Annotated in this window: 13 protein-coding genes, 2 tRNA genes and 1 pseudogene; 11 read left to right on the top strand and 5 right to left on the bottom strand. The window is 54.8% G+C overall.

What is annotated here, in order from left to right:
- Positions 1–61 precede the first annotated feature (61 nt).
- The 5 genes and pseudogenes from WC891_02060 to WC891_02040 form a co-directional block, all read right to left on the bottom strand.
- Positions 62–883, bottom strand: a complete 822-nt coding sequence (locus WC891_02060) for a DUF166 family protein (GenBank protein MFA5866737.1) — start codon at positions 881–883, stop codon at positions 62–64.
- Positions 880–3870 carry a ribonucleotide reductase N-terminal alpha domain-containing protein gene (locus WC891_02055; GenBank protein ID MFA5866736.1) on the bottom strand — a complete coding sequence of 997 codons (2991 nt, stop codon included), beginning with the start codon at positions 3868–3870 and terminating at the stop codon, positions 880–882. Before WC891_02055 ends, WC891_02060 begins: the two co-directional genes overlap by 4 nt.
- 1 nt (position 3871) lies before the next feature.
- Complete coding sequence (locus WC891_02050) at positions 3872–4783, bottom strand: FAD-dependent oxidoreductase (protein ID MFA5866735.1); 912 nt, start codon at positions 4781–4783, stop codon at positions 3872–3874.
- A 13-nt stretch (positions 4784–4796) separates the two neighbouring features.
- Positions 4797–4979 (bottom strand): annotated as a pseudogene (locus tag WC891_02045) (glutaredoxin domain-containing protein).
- 120 nt (positions 4980–5099) lie between these two features.
- A complete protein-coding gene (locus WC891_02040; GenBank protein ID MFA5866734.1) occupies positions 5100–5831 on the bottom strand; it encodes a hypothetical protein in 732 nt (243 codons plus the stop codon).
- Between the two features lie 96 nt (positions 5832–5927).
- Here WC891_02040 and WC891_02035 point away from each other — a divergent pair, with 96 nt between their 5' ends.
- The 11 genes from WC891_02035 to WC891_01985 all read left to right on the top strand — a co-directional run bounded on the left by WC891_02035 (position 5928) and on the right by WC891_01985 (position 16752).
- On the top strand, positions 5928–6176 hold the full coding sequence (locus tag WC891_02035) for a HypC/HybG/HupF family hydrogenase formation chaperone (protein MFA5866733.1): 249 nt from the start codon (positions 5928–5930) through the stop codon (positions 6174–6176).
- The gene (gene hypD / locus WC891_02030) at positions 6160–7263 is read left to right on the top strand and encodes a hydrogenase formation protein HypD (GenBank protein MFA5866732.1); all 1104 of its coding nucleotides are present in this window, start codon (positions 6160–6162) and stop codon (positions 7261–7263) included. The genes WC891_02035 and hypD overlap by 17 nt, the downstream gene beginning before the upstream one ends.
- 76 nt (positions 7264–7339) lie before the next feature.
- Positions 7340–8344 carry a hydrogenase expression/formation protein HypE gene (hypE, locus tag WC891_02025; GenBank protein MFA5866731.1) on the top strand — a complete coding sequence of 335 codons (1005 nt, stop codon included), beginning with the start codon at positions 7340–7342 and terminating at the stop codon, positions 8342–8344.
- A gap of 121 nt (positions 8345–8465) precedes the next feature.
- Entirely contained in the window at positions 8466–10847 is a 2382-nt protein-coding gene (lon, locus tag WC891_02020; protein ID MFA5866730.1) for an endopeptidase La, read from the top strand.
- A gap of 15 nt (positions 10848–10862) precedes the next feature.
- Positions 10863–10938: transfer RNA gene (locus WC891_02015), tRNA-Gly, on the top strand.
- Positions 10939–11691: 753 nt separating this feature from the next.
- A complete protein-coding gene (locus tag WC891_02010) occupies positions 11692–13578 on the top strand; it encodes a sensor domain-containing diguanylate cyclase (GenBank protein MFA5866729.1) in 1887 nt (628 codons plus the stop codon).
- Positions 13579–13625: 47 nt separating this feature from the next.
- A tRNA-Pro gene (locus WC891_02005) sits at positions 13626–13703 on the top strand.
- Between the two features lie 87 nt (positions 13704–13790).
- Positions 13791–14480, top strand: coding sequence for a DUF2085 domain-containing protein (locus tag WC891_02000; protein ID MFA5866728.1), 690 nt, complete (start codon positions 13791–13793; stop codon positions 14478–14480).
- Between the two features lie 99 nt (positions 14481–14579).
- Positions 14580–14948: a DUF1844 domain-containing protein gene (locus WC891_01995; GenBank protein ID MFA5866727.1), complete on the top strand. Its 369-nt coding sequence runs from the start codon at positions 14580–14582 to the stop codon at positions 14946–14948.
- 414 nt (positions 14949–15362) lie between these two features.
- The gene (locus tag WC891_01990) at positions 15363–16028 is read left to right on the top strand and encodes a YdjY domain-containing protein (protein ID MFA5866726.1); all 666 of its coding nucleotides are present in this window, start codon (positions 15363–15365) and stop codon (positions 16026–16028) included.
- Positions 16029–16059: 31 nt separating this feature from the next.
- Positions 16060–16752, top strand: coding sequence for a TVP38/TMEM64 family protein (locus tag WC891_01985; GenBank protein MFA5866725.1), 693 nt, complete (start codon positions 16060–16062; stop codon positions 16750–16752).
- Positions 16753–16754 lie beyond the last annotated feature (2 nt).

Genomic DNA, 16754 nt, shown 5'->3' with positions numbered 1-16754 from the left:
ATCGCCTCGGCGACGGCCGATTCGATGTCCGAATAATCGATAGGGGTGCTGACGACGGATACTAAAGCTTGGATTGCCCCGCCCCCTCACCTTGATCCTCTCCCTCCGGGGGAGAGGAATAACGGCGGGCTTCTTCGACCGCTTCCAGCAGAATGTGGCCGGCGGCGTGCTGAAGAAGGTCCTGGTAGTCGTCGTCGAAAACCATGGCGCCCAGGCAGGGATAGCTCGCCCAGAATTTAAACGCCCAGTGCTCCAGCGTTTCATCATAAGGCTTACCCTTCAGCTTCTCGGCTACGTAATATGTATCGCCGCAAGGCGCGGAGCGAAGGACTTCGACGCGCTTGATGATTCCGTTCGTGACCTGAAACCTTATTGCCGGCCGGCCGATCTTCAAGTCATTCAACACGGCATTTATGGCCGGATGCGACGGATCTTCAGCCAGCGAGCAAAACGGTTTCGGAAAGGCAATCTCTAAGCCAAGTGTCTCGCACCGCTTGGCAAGCTCCCCGCGAAGCCATGGAGTCGTCCAATTCGGGTCTTCCCGCGGCACGATGAGCGCTTTTCCTTCGGCGGCCTGGACAAAAGCCGGTAGTTCCAGCAGAATCTCTTCGTGCACGTTGACGGCGATGATTACGTCATGGGGCGGCAGCTTCTCCGGCAGAAACTCGGCTGGGTCGTCCAGATATTGCGGCAAGACCTGCGGTTGTCTAATTAATTGGACAATTGAATTCTTCAGCCTGGCGGCCAGGCGGTCGGCGTAAGCGCTGTCGAAGACCAGCGAGAACGGACCGGGCTTGATATCTGAGGGCTCGCCGCTTTGAACCAGAACGATTCGTGACTTTGCTGATCGCTTGGGCGCGGCGGTTTGGCGGGTCTTGTTCATGCCGGGCAATAATGAGACCGGCAGTCTTCGGGGCTGTCGAAATCCGGGCCTAAGACCAGGACTTGCTGCTTCTTAGTGCCATAACGGTAGATGGTGATGCCTTTACATTTCAGCTCGTGAGCCAGCAGATATACCCGGCGAACATCGTCGACGCCGGCGTCTTCCGGCAGATTGACGGTTTTGCTGACCGCGTTGTCCGTGTGGAGCTGAAAGGCCGCTTGCATGCGGACATGAACATCCGGTTCAAGGTCGAGCGCCGTCACGAACAGTCTCTTGACATCGTCCGGAACCCCTTCAATCGTCTTCAGCGAACCGTAGGCCGCTACAGCCGCTTTAATTTCGTCGGTTAAGAAACCGCGCTTCTCGGCCGCCTTTACGAATTGAGCGTTATATTCCGGGAGCAAAGCGCCGTCGAGCGCGCGGCGAGTGTAAGACAAAGCGAAATAAGGCTCGATTCCACTGCTGGTCCCGGCGATAAGGCTGATCGTGCCGGTCGGAGCGATGGTCGTAACCGTAGCGTTGCGGAAGCGCTCATAGCCGCGTTTCTCCCATACGCTGCCGGCGAAATTGGGGAACGAACCCCGCTGCTCGGCCAGTTCGGCCGACGCTTCCCAGGCGGTCTTCTGGATGTAATGCATCGTATGTCCGGCGAAATCGAGCGATTCGGGCGACCCGTAAGCCAAACCAAGTTCGATAAATGCTTCCGCCAGCCCCATCACGCCGAGGCCGATCTTCCGGTTGCCGTTTCTGGTGATTTCTTCAATAGCCGGCAGAGGGAACCGGTTCACGTCGATAACGTCGTCTAAGAAGCGGACGGCCGTGAAGACGGCTTCGCGCAACCTGTCCGAATCCAAAACGCCCTGGTCGATAAATGAGGTTAACTTAAGCGAGCCGAGATTGCAGCTTTCATACGGTAAAAGTGGCTGTTCACCGCAGTTTGAGACGACGAAACCGTTGGCGATGAATGAATGCGTTATCGGTTCGGTCAGATCGTAGACTGCTTGCGATTTTGAGAGAAAGACATCATCAACGACATCCTCGAATTTATCCGAATAATATGTTTTTTGAGCAAGCCGCTCAACCTTGTCAGCATGGCGGCCACCCAAAAAGCCGATTTCCTTCAGAAAAACAGGCAAGTTATTTCGGGAGATTTGCAGTTCGTAGAGTTGACTACTTCCTTGATAGGACTTGACGTCACCTTTCTTATTAACATAAGTGAAGGTTGAAGTCATTTTGCGCGCCCGGTCATAGATCTTGCATTTGATTCCCAAGTATAAAAGAAGCTTCTGCACATCTTTTAATAAGTACTCGGACACGGACGTCAACCTGATGTATGTCGTCTGATTTTTCTGCTGGATGCCAATCGTACCGTCCGCCGTGAAAAGAGCTTGCAGAAAACCGATTACGGCCTGCTCCGGCGCGGCGAACAGGGCGTCAGGTACTCTTTTGTCTCGGGACTTAACATTCTTTATGCCTAATTGCTGGAAGAATTCGACAAACATTCGGCTGTGATAGGACAAGTGAACGGTCGAATCGTTCCGCGCGATCGCCCGAATATCCTTCCCGTACCAATCGTTTAAAATGGGTCGCAGTAAATCAAGAACGCGTTTGTCCTTGCTGCCGAACACGAAACCGACCCTGCAATCCTTGTCGCCGGCTCTCAACCAACCATCGCCGGTCAGCCAGCCCAGCGTCCAGCCCAATTCTTGAGACCAAACGTACGGCAGATTGTTGGTATAGGTTCTCCCGTTGCGACCCCGCGTCTTTCGTTCAACTAAAAACGGCAGACTGCATGATTGACCGAATCCGCCGCGTGACGACTGAATCAACACGCGGTCTTTTTCCGGTATCAGATCTCCGGCTGCCTTCCATCCGTCAGTCGTCATAATCCTGTGGTCGGGAGTCACATCAATTTCATATCCGCATTTTGTGACGACTCTAATGGTTTGTCTAATACCGGTGAGCCAGGCGGCCGCAACCGGATTTACCGAGACGCCTGTTTTTGGGACAGCTCGTGTTCTTACCATTACTGTCGTGCTGTTTTCCGACGTTCGCGATTCACTGGAAACCCTATCGTCAGTGATTACCGATAATCGGCCTCCGGCTCGTGACTCAGCGATATCGTCCATTCTGAGCAGACCTCGGTCCGTGGCGACCAACGCGTCGCCTGAAACGCAAGGATTGGTGCTGGCGAAGTTGCCAAGGGCCGGCGTCGGATTGTGCCGGTTCATCTCGTCGATAAAAATCAAACCCGGATCACCGGTGGCCCAGGCTGTTTCCACGATCAGGTCGAACAGCTTTCGCGCCTCGACAGTTTTCTTCTTTCTTCCGGTTCTTGGATTGATCAGTTCGAACTTGCCGTCATGCTTGACCGCTTCCAGGAAAGCGTCTGTTACCGCCACGGAAAGGTTAAAGTTCTCCAAAACGCCGGGTTCTTTTTTCGCCTTTATGAAATCGACTATATCGGGATGGTCAACACGCAGAATGCCCATGTTGGCTCCGCGCCGCCGTCCGCCTTGCTTGATTACGTCCGTCGCGGTGTCGAAGACCTTGATGAAAGATAACGGGCCGGACGCGACGCCCCTGGTCGACTTGACCATATCGCCGTCGGGACGCAGCGACGAAAAACTGAACCCGGTGCCCCCGCCGCTCTGGTGGATGATGGCCATATCCTTCAAGGCCTCGAAGATTTCGGCAATCGAGTCGCCGACCGGGACAACGAAACAGGCAGCCAGCTGGCCGACAGGCGTACCCGCGTTCATAAGCGTCGGTGAGTTGGGCAGGAACAGGCCGTCAGCCATTAGATGGTAGAATTCCTGTTCCCAATGGGCGCGGCCAGCGGTTCCGGCATAGTCTTCTTCGGGTTCTGATACCGCGCGAGCAACCCGCTTAAGCATTTCGTCCGGCGTTTCGGCAACGCGTCCTGATTCGTTTTTCAGGAGGTACCGCTTTTTCAATACAGCCATCGCGTTATCGGAAACCTTCATGTCATTCACCGCGAATCAGGAAATCGTAAGCTGAGAGAGCCGCTTTGGCGCCCTCGCCCGCGGCGACGATGATCTGTTTGTCCGGCACATCCGTCACGTCTCCGGCCGCGAAGACTCCGGGGAGGCTGGTCCGACCGGTTTTGTCGACGATAATCTCGCCCCGCTCATTGGTTTTGACCAATCCCGCGACCGGACCGGAATTGGGCAGCAGCCCGATTTCGACAAATATCCCGCCGACCGCCAGGATTCTCTCTTCGCCGGTGACCCGGTTCAAGACCTTGGCCGCCTCTACCATAATGTCGCCGGATATCTCGACTATCTGCGAATTAACTAAGATGGCAACATTCGGCGCGGCTTTGACTTTCGCGATGTAGGTCTCATCCGCCGGCAGTTTGGGTCCAAGTTCAATGACGTAAACCTTTGGCGACAGCTGCATAAGTTGTATGGCGGCGTCCAATCCGGAATTGCCTCCGCCGACGACCGCTACGTCTTTTCCCGCGAAAAGGGGCGCGTCGCAGGTCGCGCAATAAGTAATCCCGCGGCCTCTGAACTCGGCCTCGCCGGCCGTTCCCAATTCCCGCGGAATCTTGCCGCTGGCGACGATTACCGCTCGGGCCGAATATTGGGCGCCGTCCCGGCCGGTCATTTTAAAGGTCTTCCCCGAACGCTCGACCTTGATCGCCGGCTGGTAAACCATTTCCATCGGAAACTTCTTTAAGTGTTCTTCAAACTTGGCAACCAGGTCGGCGCCGCTGATATACTCGTAGCCAAGATAGTTTTCAACGGCGCTGCTCCAGAGGGCTTGGCCGCCGACATTCTCGGTCAAGAGCAGGATCTTCAATTGTTTGCGGGCGCAATAGACGGCGGCAGTCATGCCTGCCGGTCCCGCCCCAAGTATCGCGACGTCGTACATTTCTAAAGACAGCTCACTTCAATAGCTTTTCCACTTTACCCCGGTTGAAGCCGACGACAATCGTATCGTCGATGTCGATGACCGGTACGCCGATTTGTCCGCTCTTCTGAATCATAATTTGCAGGGCGGCTTTGTCGACCGAGACATCGATATCCTTAAAAGCGATGTTCTTCTCTTTAAGCCAATCCTTGGCTTGGTGGCAGTAAGGTCAGGTCGGGGTGGAGTAGATGGTGATGTTTTTGGCTGGAGACATAATGATCCCTCCTTAGACTCATTCAAACAAATTGTAGCATAAGGCGGGCGTATGACCCTGCGATTAACCGCCCAGGATCGGCAGTGCGGTGAGCAGTGCGCCCGCCAAGACAAGCCCGGTCAACATCCCTATGAACTGCCACCTGACGTCGTTCTGGTCTTTGCCGATTGTCAAAACAAAGGGAAGATAGAAAATGAAGAAACCGGCGCTGGCCGCTTGGAGGAAAGGCGATATTAGGTCGTTGTTTGCGGCGGCGCTAAGGTTGAATCCGGCCAAAGCCGGCAGGCCGGCAATCAAGCCTAGGCTTAGGACGTACATCGGCGACGGCTGGCCTTTTATAAGCAACGCGCCGATGGAGACGCCCTCTAGAAGAAACAACAGGAACAGTGCGCCGGCCGCCGCCGCTCCAGCGGAATAGATACCGGTTGCCGCCTCGCCTCCGATGACAAGGGCCAAGGAGAGGTTGAATAGCCCGAACGCGACGGATAAAACAACCGAACGGCGTCTTTCTCGAATCGCGAAGACCAGTAAAAGAGGCACTCCCACTAAACCGAATAGCGCCACGACCGTGAATATCACCGGGTTAAAAGCCAGTGTGGGGGCCGGCTGTCCGCTTTGGAATATTTCGCCGATCCTGATAACCACGTCGGAAACCGTCTTAACGATCAGGAAAAGGATTACGCCTCCCGCCAGCGCGTTAATAGCCAGGATAACGCGCCGGGGCCAGCTTCTGCCCACATAGACGACCAGGCCGAGAAGAATCGCGACAACCGTCGACTGCACTAAGAGAGTCATATACTCAAGCATAATCGCGGTTGTTTCGTAGCGTCAAGACGTCAGGGGATGCTAGAATCTTTCTTATAGCCGTTACCTTGAAGGAGGTCTTTGGTTGTGTGTTTGGGAGTACCAGGGAAAGTAGTCGCCGTTTATAAGGAAAGGGAGCGCGCCGACGTAGACATCAGCGGCGTTGTTATCGAGGTCGGGTTGCAGTTCGTACCGGACGTTGCCGTCGGCGAATACGTTCTGGTGCATACCGGTTTCGCCATGCATAAGATGGACGAAGGCGAAGCGTTAGAAACCCTCGAGCTCCTTGAGGAGATGGCCCGCCTGGGCGAAGAGGCCGATGGTCAAGTTTCTTAGCGAGTTTCGCGACCCGGCGATCGCGGCCGGATTATTGAAAAGAATCGCGGCGGTTTCTACCAAATCCGTTAGCTTCATGGAAGTCTGCGGCACGCATACCGTTGCCATCAGCCGGAACGGCTTGCGTTACGCGGTTCCCTCAAATATCCGTTTGTTATCCGGTCCGGGGTGCCCCGTCTGCGTTACGGCGAATTCTGACATCGACCGAATGATTGCAATCACCAGCGAACCCGGTGTTATCATGGCGACCTTCGGCGACATGATGAAGGTGCCCGGTTCTTATTCGTCGCTCAGCGAGGAGAAGGCCAGGGGCCGCGACATCCGCGTCGTTTATTCCACGTTGAACGCGCTGGACATCGCCGCCGCCAATCCGGATAGGGAAGTAGTTTTTTTCGGCGTAGGATTTGAGACGACTACGCCGACTGTCGCCATGTCAATCCTCGAGGCAAGGAAACGCAACCTAAAGAACTACAGCGTGCTGTCGGTTCACAAGCTCGTTCCGCCCGCGATGAAAGCCCTTCTTGACCTGGGCGAAATCAAGCTTGACGGTTTTATCTGTCCGGGTCATGTATCGATGGTCATCGGCACCAAACCGTATGAATTCATAGCCCGGGATTATGGAATCCCGTGTGTCATTACCGGCTTTGAGCCGCTCGACGTTCTGGAAAGCGTGCTTATGCTGACCGAGATGGCCGAAGCCGGGGAGGCCAGGGTGGAGAACGCCTATAAAAGGATTGTCAGCGCTGACGGAAATCCAAAGGCTCTTGAGATTATGGACACAGTTTTTCAGCCGGGCGACGGCGAATGGCGGGGCATCGGGGTGATTCCCGGCAGCGGTTTGGACGTCCGCCCGGAGTTCGCCGAGTTCGACGCCCGACGCAAGTTCGCGGACGTGGCCATACCGCCCGTCAAAGAGCATAAAGGCTGCCAGTGCGGCCAGGTACTGCGAGGCGTTATTTATCCTTACGAGTGCAAGTTGTTCGGCAAAGCCTGCGTCCCGGAAAACCCGGTCGGCCCTTGCATGGTATCCAGTGAAGGCAGTTGCGCCGCCTATTATCGCTATGACGAAAAACCAACCAGTGATTAGAGGTTAGTAGTTAGTTGTTAAGAACATTGGCCACTAAACACTAACTGCCAACTACTAACAACTATATGAGGTACCTATGAGTGATGACCGAATATTATTAGCGCACGGCAGCGGCGGCAAGGTTTCCCACCGGCTGATATCCGAACTGTTCATGAAGGCGTTCGCCAATCCCGCGCTGAACAAGGAAGACGACGCGGCCGTACTGGAGGGCGCGGCCCGATTCGCTTTTACCACTGACAGCTATGTTGTGAAACCCGTCTTCTTTCCCGGAGGCGATATCGGCAAACTGGCGGTCTGCGGAACGGTCAACGACCTGGCCATGAGCGGCGCCCGGCCGAAACACTTGAGCGCGGCTTTTGTCATCGAGGAAGGATTCCCGCTGGATGATTTGAAAACGATCGTCGATTCTATGGCCAAGGCAGCCAAGGAGGCGGACGTGGATATCGTTACCGGCGACACTAAGGTCGTCGAGCGCGGCAGCGCCGATCAAATCTTCATTAACACGGCCGGCGTCGGTATATTAAGTGAAGGCGTCGACGTCTCCGCTTCGAACCTAAAACCGGGCGACAAGGTTTTGCTTTCCGGAAGCCTTGGCGACCACGGTGTTGCCGTAATGAGCAAGCGGGAGAACCTTTCGTTCAGGACGGCGATTGAGAGCGATTGCGCACCCTTGAACGCCATGGCCGCCTCGATTCTTATGAGCGGGGCGGAGGTCCACGCGTTTCGAGATCCGACGCGCGGCGGTCTGGCCAGCACGCTAAACGAGTTTGCCGAACGTTCGGATGTGTCCATCACCATCGATGAGAGCGCGATTGTAATCGCCGACCAGGTCCGGGGCGCTTGCGAAATGCTCGGCCTCGATCCTTATCAGGTAGCCAATGAAGGCAAAATGGTCGCCGTAGTTCCGGCTGCGGATGCGGGAAAAGCCCTGGCCGCGATGCACGGGGATAAGTATGGCCGGGACGCCGCCGTTATCGGCGAGGTTAACACCGGCGCCGCCCGCGTGTATATAAAGACCGCCGTCGGCACCACCCGCATCCTCGATATGTTAATCGGGGAGCAACTTCCGCGCATCTGTTAGCCAAGAAAAACGCCTTAGAAGCCTCCTAAATTAACCCCAAATACGTAGTATCGAGCAATATTTCTGTGGTATAGTACCTAAACCATCAAAAATATCCCTAAAAACCGGAGGACATACGTCTATGGCCGCCAAAGAAGCCGTCGAAGAAGTCAAAATCAACGAAGAACTACCCGTTATCCCGTTGAAAGAGCTAGTTGTCTTCCCATATCTGGTCGTTCCGCTGCTTGTCGGCAGGCCAAAATCAGTGGAGGCCTTGGAAGAAGCGATGCGCACAGACCACGTGGTATTCTTGGTCGCGCAGAAGCAGCAGGTTTCCGAAGACGCCGAACCGGAGCCGGAAGATCTCTATCAGATCGGCACCGCCGCGACGATCCTTCAGGTCTTGCGGTTGCCCGACGGCACGGCCAGAGCGCTTGTCGAAGGCTTGGCCCGCGGCAGAATCGCTAAGGTTCTTAAGAATGACCAGTATCTAAAAGCCCGCGTTGAGCAACTGGTTTCACCTGTGGAAAGGCGCAAGGAAAAGACCATTGAACTCGAGGCCTTGATGCGAAACGCGGTTAACGAGTTCGAACGGGCCGCGCAGCTTGGCAAACCGATTCCCTCAGAGGTAATTGTGGCCGCCCTTAATATCGACGAGCCCGGCCGGTTGGCCGACTTCATCGCCTTCCATCTGTCTTTGAAAACAAGCGAGCGCCAAGAGATTTTGGAGGCCGCGGACGCGGCCGCGCGGCTGGAGAAAGTCGTCGATTTCGTCACGCGGGAAATTGAAATTCTGGAGGTCGGCGGTAAGATCCGCAATAAAGTCGAAGAACGTCTCGGCAAAACGCAGCGCGAATACTTCCTGCGCGAGCAGATGAAAGCGATTCAGGAAGAGCTGGGCGGCGAGGGCGGCGTGAGCGAAATGGAAGACTTGGCCGCCAAGGTCGAGGAAGCTGGCATGACGGCCGAGGCTAAAGAAAAAGCCTTGAAAGAAGTCGACAGGTTGAGCAAGATGTCGCCCGTATCCGCCGAAGCGCCGGTTATCCGGACTTATCTCGACTGGCTGATCGGCTTGCCGTGGCAGAAAACTAGTCGTGAGAAGTTGGATATCAAACGGGCTGAGAAGATCTTGAACGAGGACCACTACGGGTTGTACATGGTCAAGGAACGAGTCCTGGAATTCCTGGCTGTACACAAGCTTAACAAGAAAACCAAGGGGCCGATTCTTTGTTTTGTCGGTCCGCCGGGAGTCGGCAAGACCTCGATCGGCAAGTCGATTGCCAGGGCGCTCGGCCGAAAATTCATCCGGATGTCGCTGGGCGGTATCCGCGACGAGGCGGAGATACGCGGCCACCGGCGAACATACGTGGGAGCGCTGCCCGGACGGATCATCCAGTCCATCCACCAAGTCGGTACCAAGAATCCGGTGTTTATGCTGGACGAAATCGATAAAGTCGGCGCGGATTTTCGCGGCGATCCGACGGCGGCCCTGTTGGAAGCCCTGGATCCGGAGCAAAACAACGTCTTTAGCGATCACTATTTAGAAACGCCGTTCGACCTATCCGACGTGATGTTTATCACGACGGCTAATCTATTGGACCCGATTCCACCGGCGCTGCGCGACCGTATGGAGGTCATCTCCTTCCCGGGTTATACGGACGACGAGAAACTGAACATCGCCGATAAGTTTTTGGTGCCAAAGCAATTAAAGGAACACGGCATCAAGCAAGCCCGGCTGAAAGTCAGCAAAGACGCGTTGGTCGACGTGGTCCGGGAGTATACGCGGGAAGCGGGCGTCCGTAATCTGGAGCGCGAGATTGCCACCATCTGCCGCAAGACGGCCCGCGATATTGTAGAAGGTAAGAAAGCCACGGTCAGGGTGACCAAAAAGAACTTGAGCAAATTTATCGGCGTGCCGCGTTTCAAGTACGGCATGGCGGAAGAGAAGGACCAGATCGGGGTTGCGACAGCGCTGGCTTGGACGGAAGTCGGCGGCGATATCCTGACAGTCGAAGCGACGACCATGAAAGGTCGCGGCAACCTGACTTTAACCGGCCAGCTGGGCGAGGTAATGCAGGAAAGCGCGCAAGCAGCCTTGAGCTACACCCGGGCCAACGCCGAAAAGTTTAAAATACCGCAGAAATACTTCAGCGACTACGACATGCATATCCACGTCCCGGCCGGAGCCATCCCGAAGGACGGCCCGTCGGCGGGCATCACCATTGCGGTCGCCATGATTTCCGCTTTGACCGGGCGGCCGGTTAAAAAGGAAGTGGCGATGACGGGCGAGATTACCTTGCGCGGCCGGGTTCTGCCCATCGGCGGCATTAAGGAAAAGTCGTTGGCGGCGCACCGGGCCGGCATCAAAGAAATCGTCTTGCCATCGGAGAACGAAAAGGACCTGGAAGAGATTCCGAAACACGTAATCAAGGATCTGGCGTTTAAGTTCGTCGAGACGATGGACGAGGTCATCAAGCTTACTTTGGACAAGCCGGTCAAACCGAAATCGGCCAAGAAATCCTGATATAATCGGGGGCGGGCGGGAATAGCTCAGTAGGTAGAGCGTCAGCTTCCCAAGCTGAAGGTCGCGGGTTCGAGACCCGTTTCCCGCTCCAAAATAAATAATCCAAAACCCACCAAGACGGTGGGTTGTTTATTTTGGAAAGAAGACAGCGGGTCTCGAACCCGAGGGGGGCTATTCTCCGGGGGGAGAGGCTTCCCCCGGAGTCTATGTTAAGGAAGGGGGAATATTAAGGGGGAAACCGTTGGTTGCCCACTTAAGGAGGCCGGGCAGTTAGGTGACCGGCCGACGGTTCGACGACCCGTTTCCCGCTCCATTTCTAAAATAGTGCGCGCGGGTCCTGCCGCGAATGGAACTAGCATGCCGCTCGCGGCCTACCATCGTTAGTGTTTTGGGGTCAGTCCCTTTCTTATTATGAGATAGGGCCTGACCCCGTGTTTTAAGTCGCTATGGCGAGCGAACAATGCTCTCCGCTCGAACGACGATTAGCTTGCATGCTCGTAAGAATTGCGTCACCCGCAAATAGCTCGATCATACAAAAATCTCATGCGTAGGCTAAGGGAGGATTGGGGAATGGCCGATGCCGGCCAGGGTTTAGTCAGGCCGGTCCGCCTCAGGCGGAGTTCGACGACCCGTTTCCCGCTCCACTGTATGAAGTGCAAGCCTTGACTTGCGCGCGTCAATGTTTAAATATTACTAATGGCGTTGCGTGTAATACACAGAGGAAACCTCCCTTGTTTTACTCCGTATTGCTTGTCAACTTTTATTCGGCCCTTGCCGATATTCTATGTGGAGTGCCGTATTTCTCGGATTCTCATAGCATCATGGAGGGGTCAGGAAGGATTAGATGTTATCGGAACGATCGATGGTAAAGATCAGATGGCTGGCCCTAGGGTCGGCGCTGGCGTTCTTCGCCATTATGGATGTCCGCCAGATCCGGGGCTTGCTTCTGCTTGTCGCGGCGGGAGTACTATATAACCTGCTGCTTGCGTCTGTCAAACTCCCTGAATATTCGGAATTCTTGAAAACCTTGTCAACCATTGTCGATATTACCGGGTTGACGTTGCTGATTGTTTTCACCGGTGGTCCTAACAGCATTTTTGTTCTTTACATGGCGATTTATCTGTTCTCGGTCGCTCTGCGACACTCCGTCACCATTGGCTTGGCTTTAGCCGTTTTGGCCAGCGCCGGCCTGTCCGTCTATTATTTCAGTTCCCCCAGCGCGGAGATTCAAGCGGCCGTATTGACGAGAGTCGTCGTTTTCATGATTGCTCCGCTGGGCGCGTTGTTGCTTGACGCCAGACATGGCGGCGAAACTCATGTTCAGATAACGGAAGCGGCGGAGAAGCCGAGTCTGCCTGAACCTGAACCAGAAATCGAGGCTGAACCGGAACCCGAATCCACACCAGAACCCGAACCAGTTGAAGCGGCCGCACCGCCGGTACCGGAACCGGCCCCTCAAGAAGAGAAGCTGGCGGCGGTGACTAGCGCCCCGATAAGGGAAGAAGTCGCGACGCCCGCCGAGGAAACCGTTTTGCCTGAAAAACAAACCGTAGCGGATAAACCTGCCGCGGCCGATAAAACGCCGGCGGCCGGAACACTGGCTGAGCAGATAGGCGTCGCGTCGGAACCCGAGGAGACAGTGTCCGTGCCGGCAAGTGAACCGCCGACATCTGTTCTGGATACCAGGATGCTACGGGAGAAGATTTCGGAGCTGTCAACTTTGCATGAAGCCAGCAAAGCCCTGGGCGCCAGCCTGATTCTTGAAGAAATCGTGGACACGGTCGTAGATATCTCGGCTAAGGGCTTGCATGGCGACATCGCCGGGGCGCTAGTGTACGACGACAAAACCGGCCTGATGACGGTGGCCGGTTTGCGCGGGTTCACTTCGGAAGAGCGAGAGGTCATTAACAGCACGACCTTTACGCCGGGCGAGGGGATTCTGGGCGAAGTCTTTCTTAAGAAAAAGACGCTGAACATCGTCGATTTAAGCGAGGAGAGGCCGGGCTCGGCTCCGTTCAACGGTCGCGTCAGATCTTTCCTGGTGACGCCGCTATCGACCGACGGCTATGACATCGGCGTTCTGTTCCTAGGCAAGTTCGTCAAGGAGCCGTTCAGCGCGTCGGCCGAGGAATTTATTGAGACGATTTCGGGCCAGGCGGCCATCGCGGTCGAGAACGCTCGCCTTTATACCCAAGCTCAGGAACTGGCCATCCATAACGGATTGACGGGTATCTATAACTACCGGTATTTCATGAAACAACTGGACGAGGAGATCAAAAGGGCCGAGCGATACGGCCGGAGCGTCTCCCTGATGATGATCGATATAGATCTCTTTAAAAACGTCAACGATTCACACGGGCACCAGCGGGGAGACGAAGTTTTAAAGGGACTGGCGCAGACCCTGGTCAACAACACCAGGGAAACCGATGTTGTCGCCCGTTACGGCGGCGAGGAATTCTGCGTGATTCTGCCGGAGACCGACCTGGAGGACGCTTTGGAAGTTGCCGAGAAACTGCGGACGTCCGTCGCTAAGGCGAGTTACGCCAGAGAAAGAGGCCATTCGGTCAAGATCACCATCAGCATAGGCGTCGCCGCATATCCCGGTAACGCCGGCAACCAGGAAGACCTCTTAAGAAAGTCCGACGACGCGCTCTATGCCGCCAAAACGAAGCGAAACATGGTTGTTAGCGCCAGCTCCGCGGCCAGATCGTCAGATAGACCCGCCATTTGACCTGCTTTCCTGCTCACCTTTATAATTAGTCCTGCAGAACATGAAGTCGGGATGTAGCGCAGCTTGGTTAGCGCGCCACGTTCGGGACGTGGAGGTCGCCGGTTCGAATCCGGCCATCCCGACCATCCTTCGCTGTTGGACTACGGCCTGGTGGCCTCCGTCCTTATGGGCGCTACGGATGGCAAGCCATCTTTCCTAAATCCGGAGGGGTTTTGACTCTTATATTCATCATTGTCGAGTGGCTTGGGTTTGCGGTTTGCCATCAACTGCCGGAGCGCTCCTTCAACTATGGCAGCCAGATAATCGCCATCTGCGCCCGCGATACCGGCATCTATATGGGATTGCTGGTCGGATTTATCTTCCTGACAATCATTAACCGAAAGCATGAGCACGGCTTCCCGCCCTGGTGGGCGATACTCGTAGGGATATGCGGGATCGGACTGATGGGCCTGGACGGTTTGACGTCATACGGCGGTTTTCGGACGACGACAAACGAGATCAGATTAATCACCGGAGCGCTCGCTGGCATGGCTTTGCCGATGGTCCTGGTCCCGATGTTCAACTATCAAGCCTGGAAAGAAGGATCGGAAGAGCGTGTTATCAAAGACGGGTGGCATTTCCTGGCATATCTGGCCGCGGCCCTGGTGACAGTATTTTTGTTCCAGTACAGACCGGGCTGGCTCTTTTGGCCGATGTTCGCCATAACGGGATTTTCTGTCGCGTTTGCCTTCGTTTATGTCAATATGATTCTAGTGATGCTGCTGCCGTGGTTTGCCAGAAAAGCCGAGCGTGTTCGGCAGCTTGCCGTCCCGGCGCTGATTGCCGCCGTTATGGGATTCGCGGAACTCGGGGCCGCCTACTATATGCACTGGTATTTGTTGCAGAAGTTGCTGGCTAGATAGAAGTGATGGTTGTGAAAACAGTGATGGAAGTGATAGTAATCATCACCAATATCACTAGCATCACCAGCATCTCATACTTGAAAGAGAAGGAGATAGATCATGGCCAAGAAAAAAGATGCCAAACCGGCCAAGGAAGAAAAACCGGTCGAAACGTCCGAGGAACAGCCTAAAAAAGAAGAGATGTCCGAAGACGAGGCGCTTAAGAAACTGCAGGATACCGTGAACAGAATGCCGGTCAAAGACCTGATTGGCAGTATGCTGATGAACCTGGCGGCGACGTCCTATGTGAAACTAGGCCTGCCGGCGGAGACCAACGCCGCTTACAAAGACACCGAGCAGGCCAAGCAGGCCATTGATTGCCTGGACGCCCTCCTGAAAGCAATCGAACCGGCGATGGACCTGCAGGAGGCCAACGCCTACCGGCAAACCGTCGCTAACCTCAAACTCGCCTACGCCCAAGCGGTCTGAATAAATGTGCGCCTGGGCACTTAAGTCGCCGCGCGGCAAGTCCCGGTCGTATCCGCTCGGAAGAACGCTCGATTTCCCAGCGAGAAAATCTTCGCTCCCTGTAAATCCTACGACCACTACAACGCTACGTAGCGTTGTAGTGGACCATGCTCGCTTTATGTTAATGGGGTCAGGCCCTATCGCATAAAGAGAAAGGGCCTGACCCCAGCTTCCCTCCGGAAATGCCCCCGTACATCCTTTGTCTCGCGGAATGCGGCTTCAAGCGCCCAGCCGCATCTTATTAATTACTGATAAGGAAACCCAGGTTCGAGGCTTCTGCCCATTCTGATTGAGATTAATAGTTGCAAAAACTTAAGAAACACTTATACTAGTGATAAGTAATATTTATACGGCCGTACACATGAAGGAGGAAAAATGGCAAGAAAGACAGTTTTAACCATTGCAGCGATTATGTTGGTCGTTGTAGTGGGGGCGGCGTTGGCCGGATGTACAACGCAAACAAAGACGGTGGTGAAAGAGGCTGAGCTTAAGGTAAGCAAGGAAATACCGATCATAACGGACACGAAGGCAAAGACCGTTACGATTTATGCCGAGGTAAACGGAAAATACTTCTCGGAGCCGACGCGTCACGGCATTGTCTCAACGCTCGGATCGAACGGCGGCAAGTCACTCTTGTCCTCGTATGTAGATCCGATCGTCTTCAACGAAGCGTTGGTTAAAATCGGCGCCAAGCCCGGGGATAACATCAAGCTCGACTCACCGGCCGGAACTATTGTTGAGGGTACGACGTTGGACGTTAAGGTCAAATCCGGAAGCAGGACTTTTAATTTCGCTGACGCCGTTAAGGCGGAGCCGGCGACGCAAAAATTCGATGTTCGTTTCGGAGGAAACCGCAAGAACGCGTCAGAGCTGAAGACAGGTTGCATTCTTTGTCTGGACGCCTGCGCGGTTGGGATCACCAGCAACGCAGGGTGGGGCTGGTCCTCATTCAAGGAAGGCAAAGTGAAATTCTTCGGCAAAGAAGATGTTTTGCCATCCGACGGTTCACCGGTTTCAGTTATTTTTTCAATAAAGAAGTAGCTCATATTAACCATGGGAGGGCTGAACGCCGGTGAAGAGGCGACAGAAGGATCTGATAGTCGGCAGCGTAACGGCATTAGCGGTCTTGGCGTTACTTTATCTTGTAGTGCCGGACATCAACACTTTTGTCAACAACGCTTTCAAGATCTTGTCGAAAGCCGACGTCAAGGCGCTGCGCGTGTATTTCCTATCCTTCGGGCCTTGGGCTCCGGTTGTTTCAGCCCTTCTTATGATTTTTCAGTCGGTTGTCGCGCCGCTTCCGGCGTTCGTAATCACGTTCACGAACGGACTGGTATTCGGCGTGTGGTGGGGAGCGCTTCTTTCATGGAGCAGCGCCATGGCGGGAGCCGCGGTATGCTTCTATCTTTCCCGCGTTTTTGGCCGGCCATTGGTCGCCAAACTTGTCGGTGGACATAGCCTTGATTTAGCCGACAAATTCTTCGAACGTTACGGGAAGCACGCGATTATAATCGCGCGGCTGCTTCCTTTTGTGCCTTTTGATCCGATTAGTTACGGCGCCGGATTAACCGGTATGTCGTTTTGGGGCTTTTTTATCGCAACAGGTATCGGCCAGCTGCCCGCAACTATCGTCTATTCGTATCTTGGCCAGAGCGCGACTGGCACGGTCAAGGTTCTTCTGCTTGTTTTCGCCATTGTGGTTTCATTAATTGTGATTAGCGCAGCGATGAGAAAGGGTTTCGAGCGGCGCCTGCTGGAAGAATAAAA

Source organism: Actinomycetota bacterium (assembly GCA_041658625.1).
Classification (GTDB): Bacteria; Actinomycetota; JAHEXW01; order JAHEXW01; family JAHEXW01; genus JBAZZW01.
Note: the sequence above shows the minus strand (reverse complement) of the source record. Positions and strands in the feature narration are given on the sequence as shown.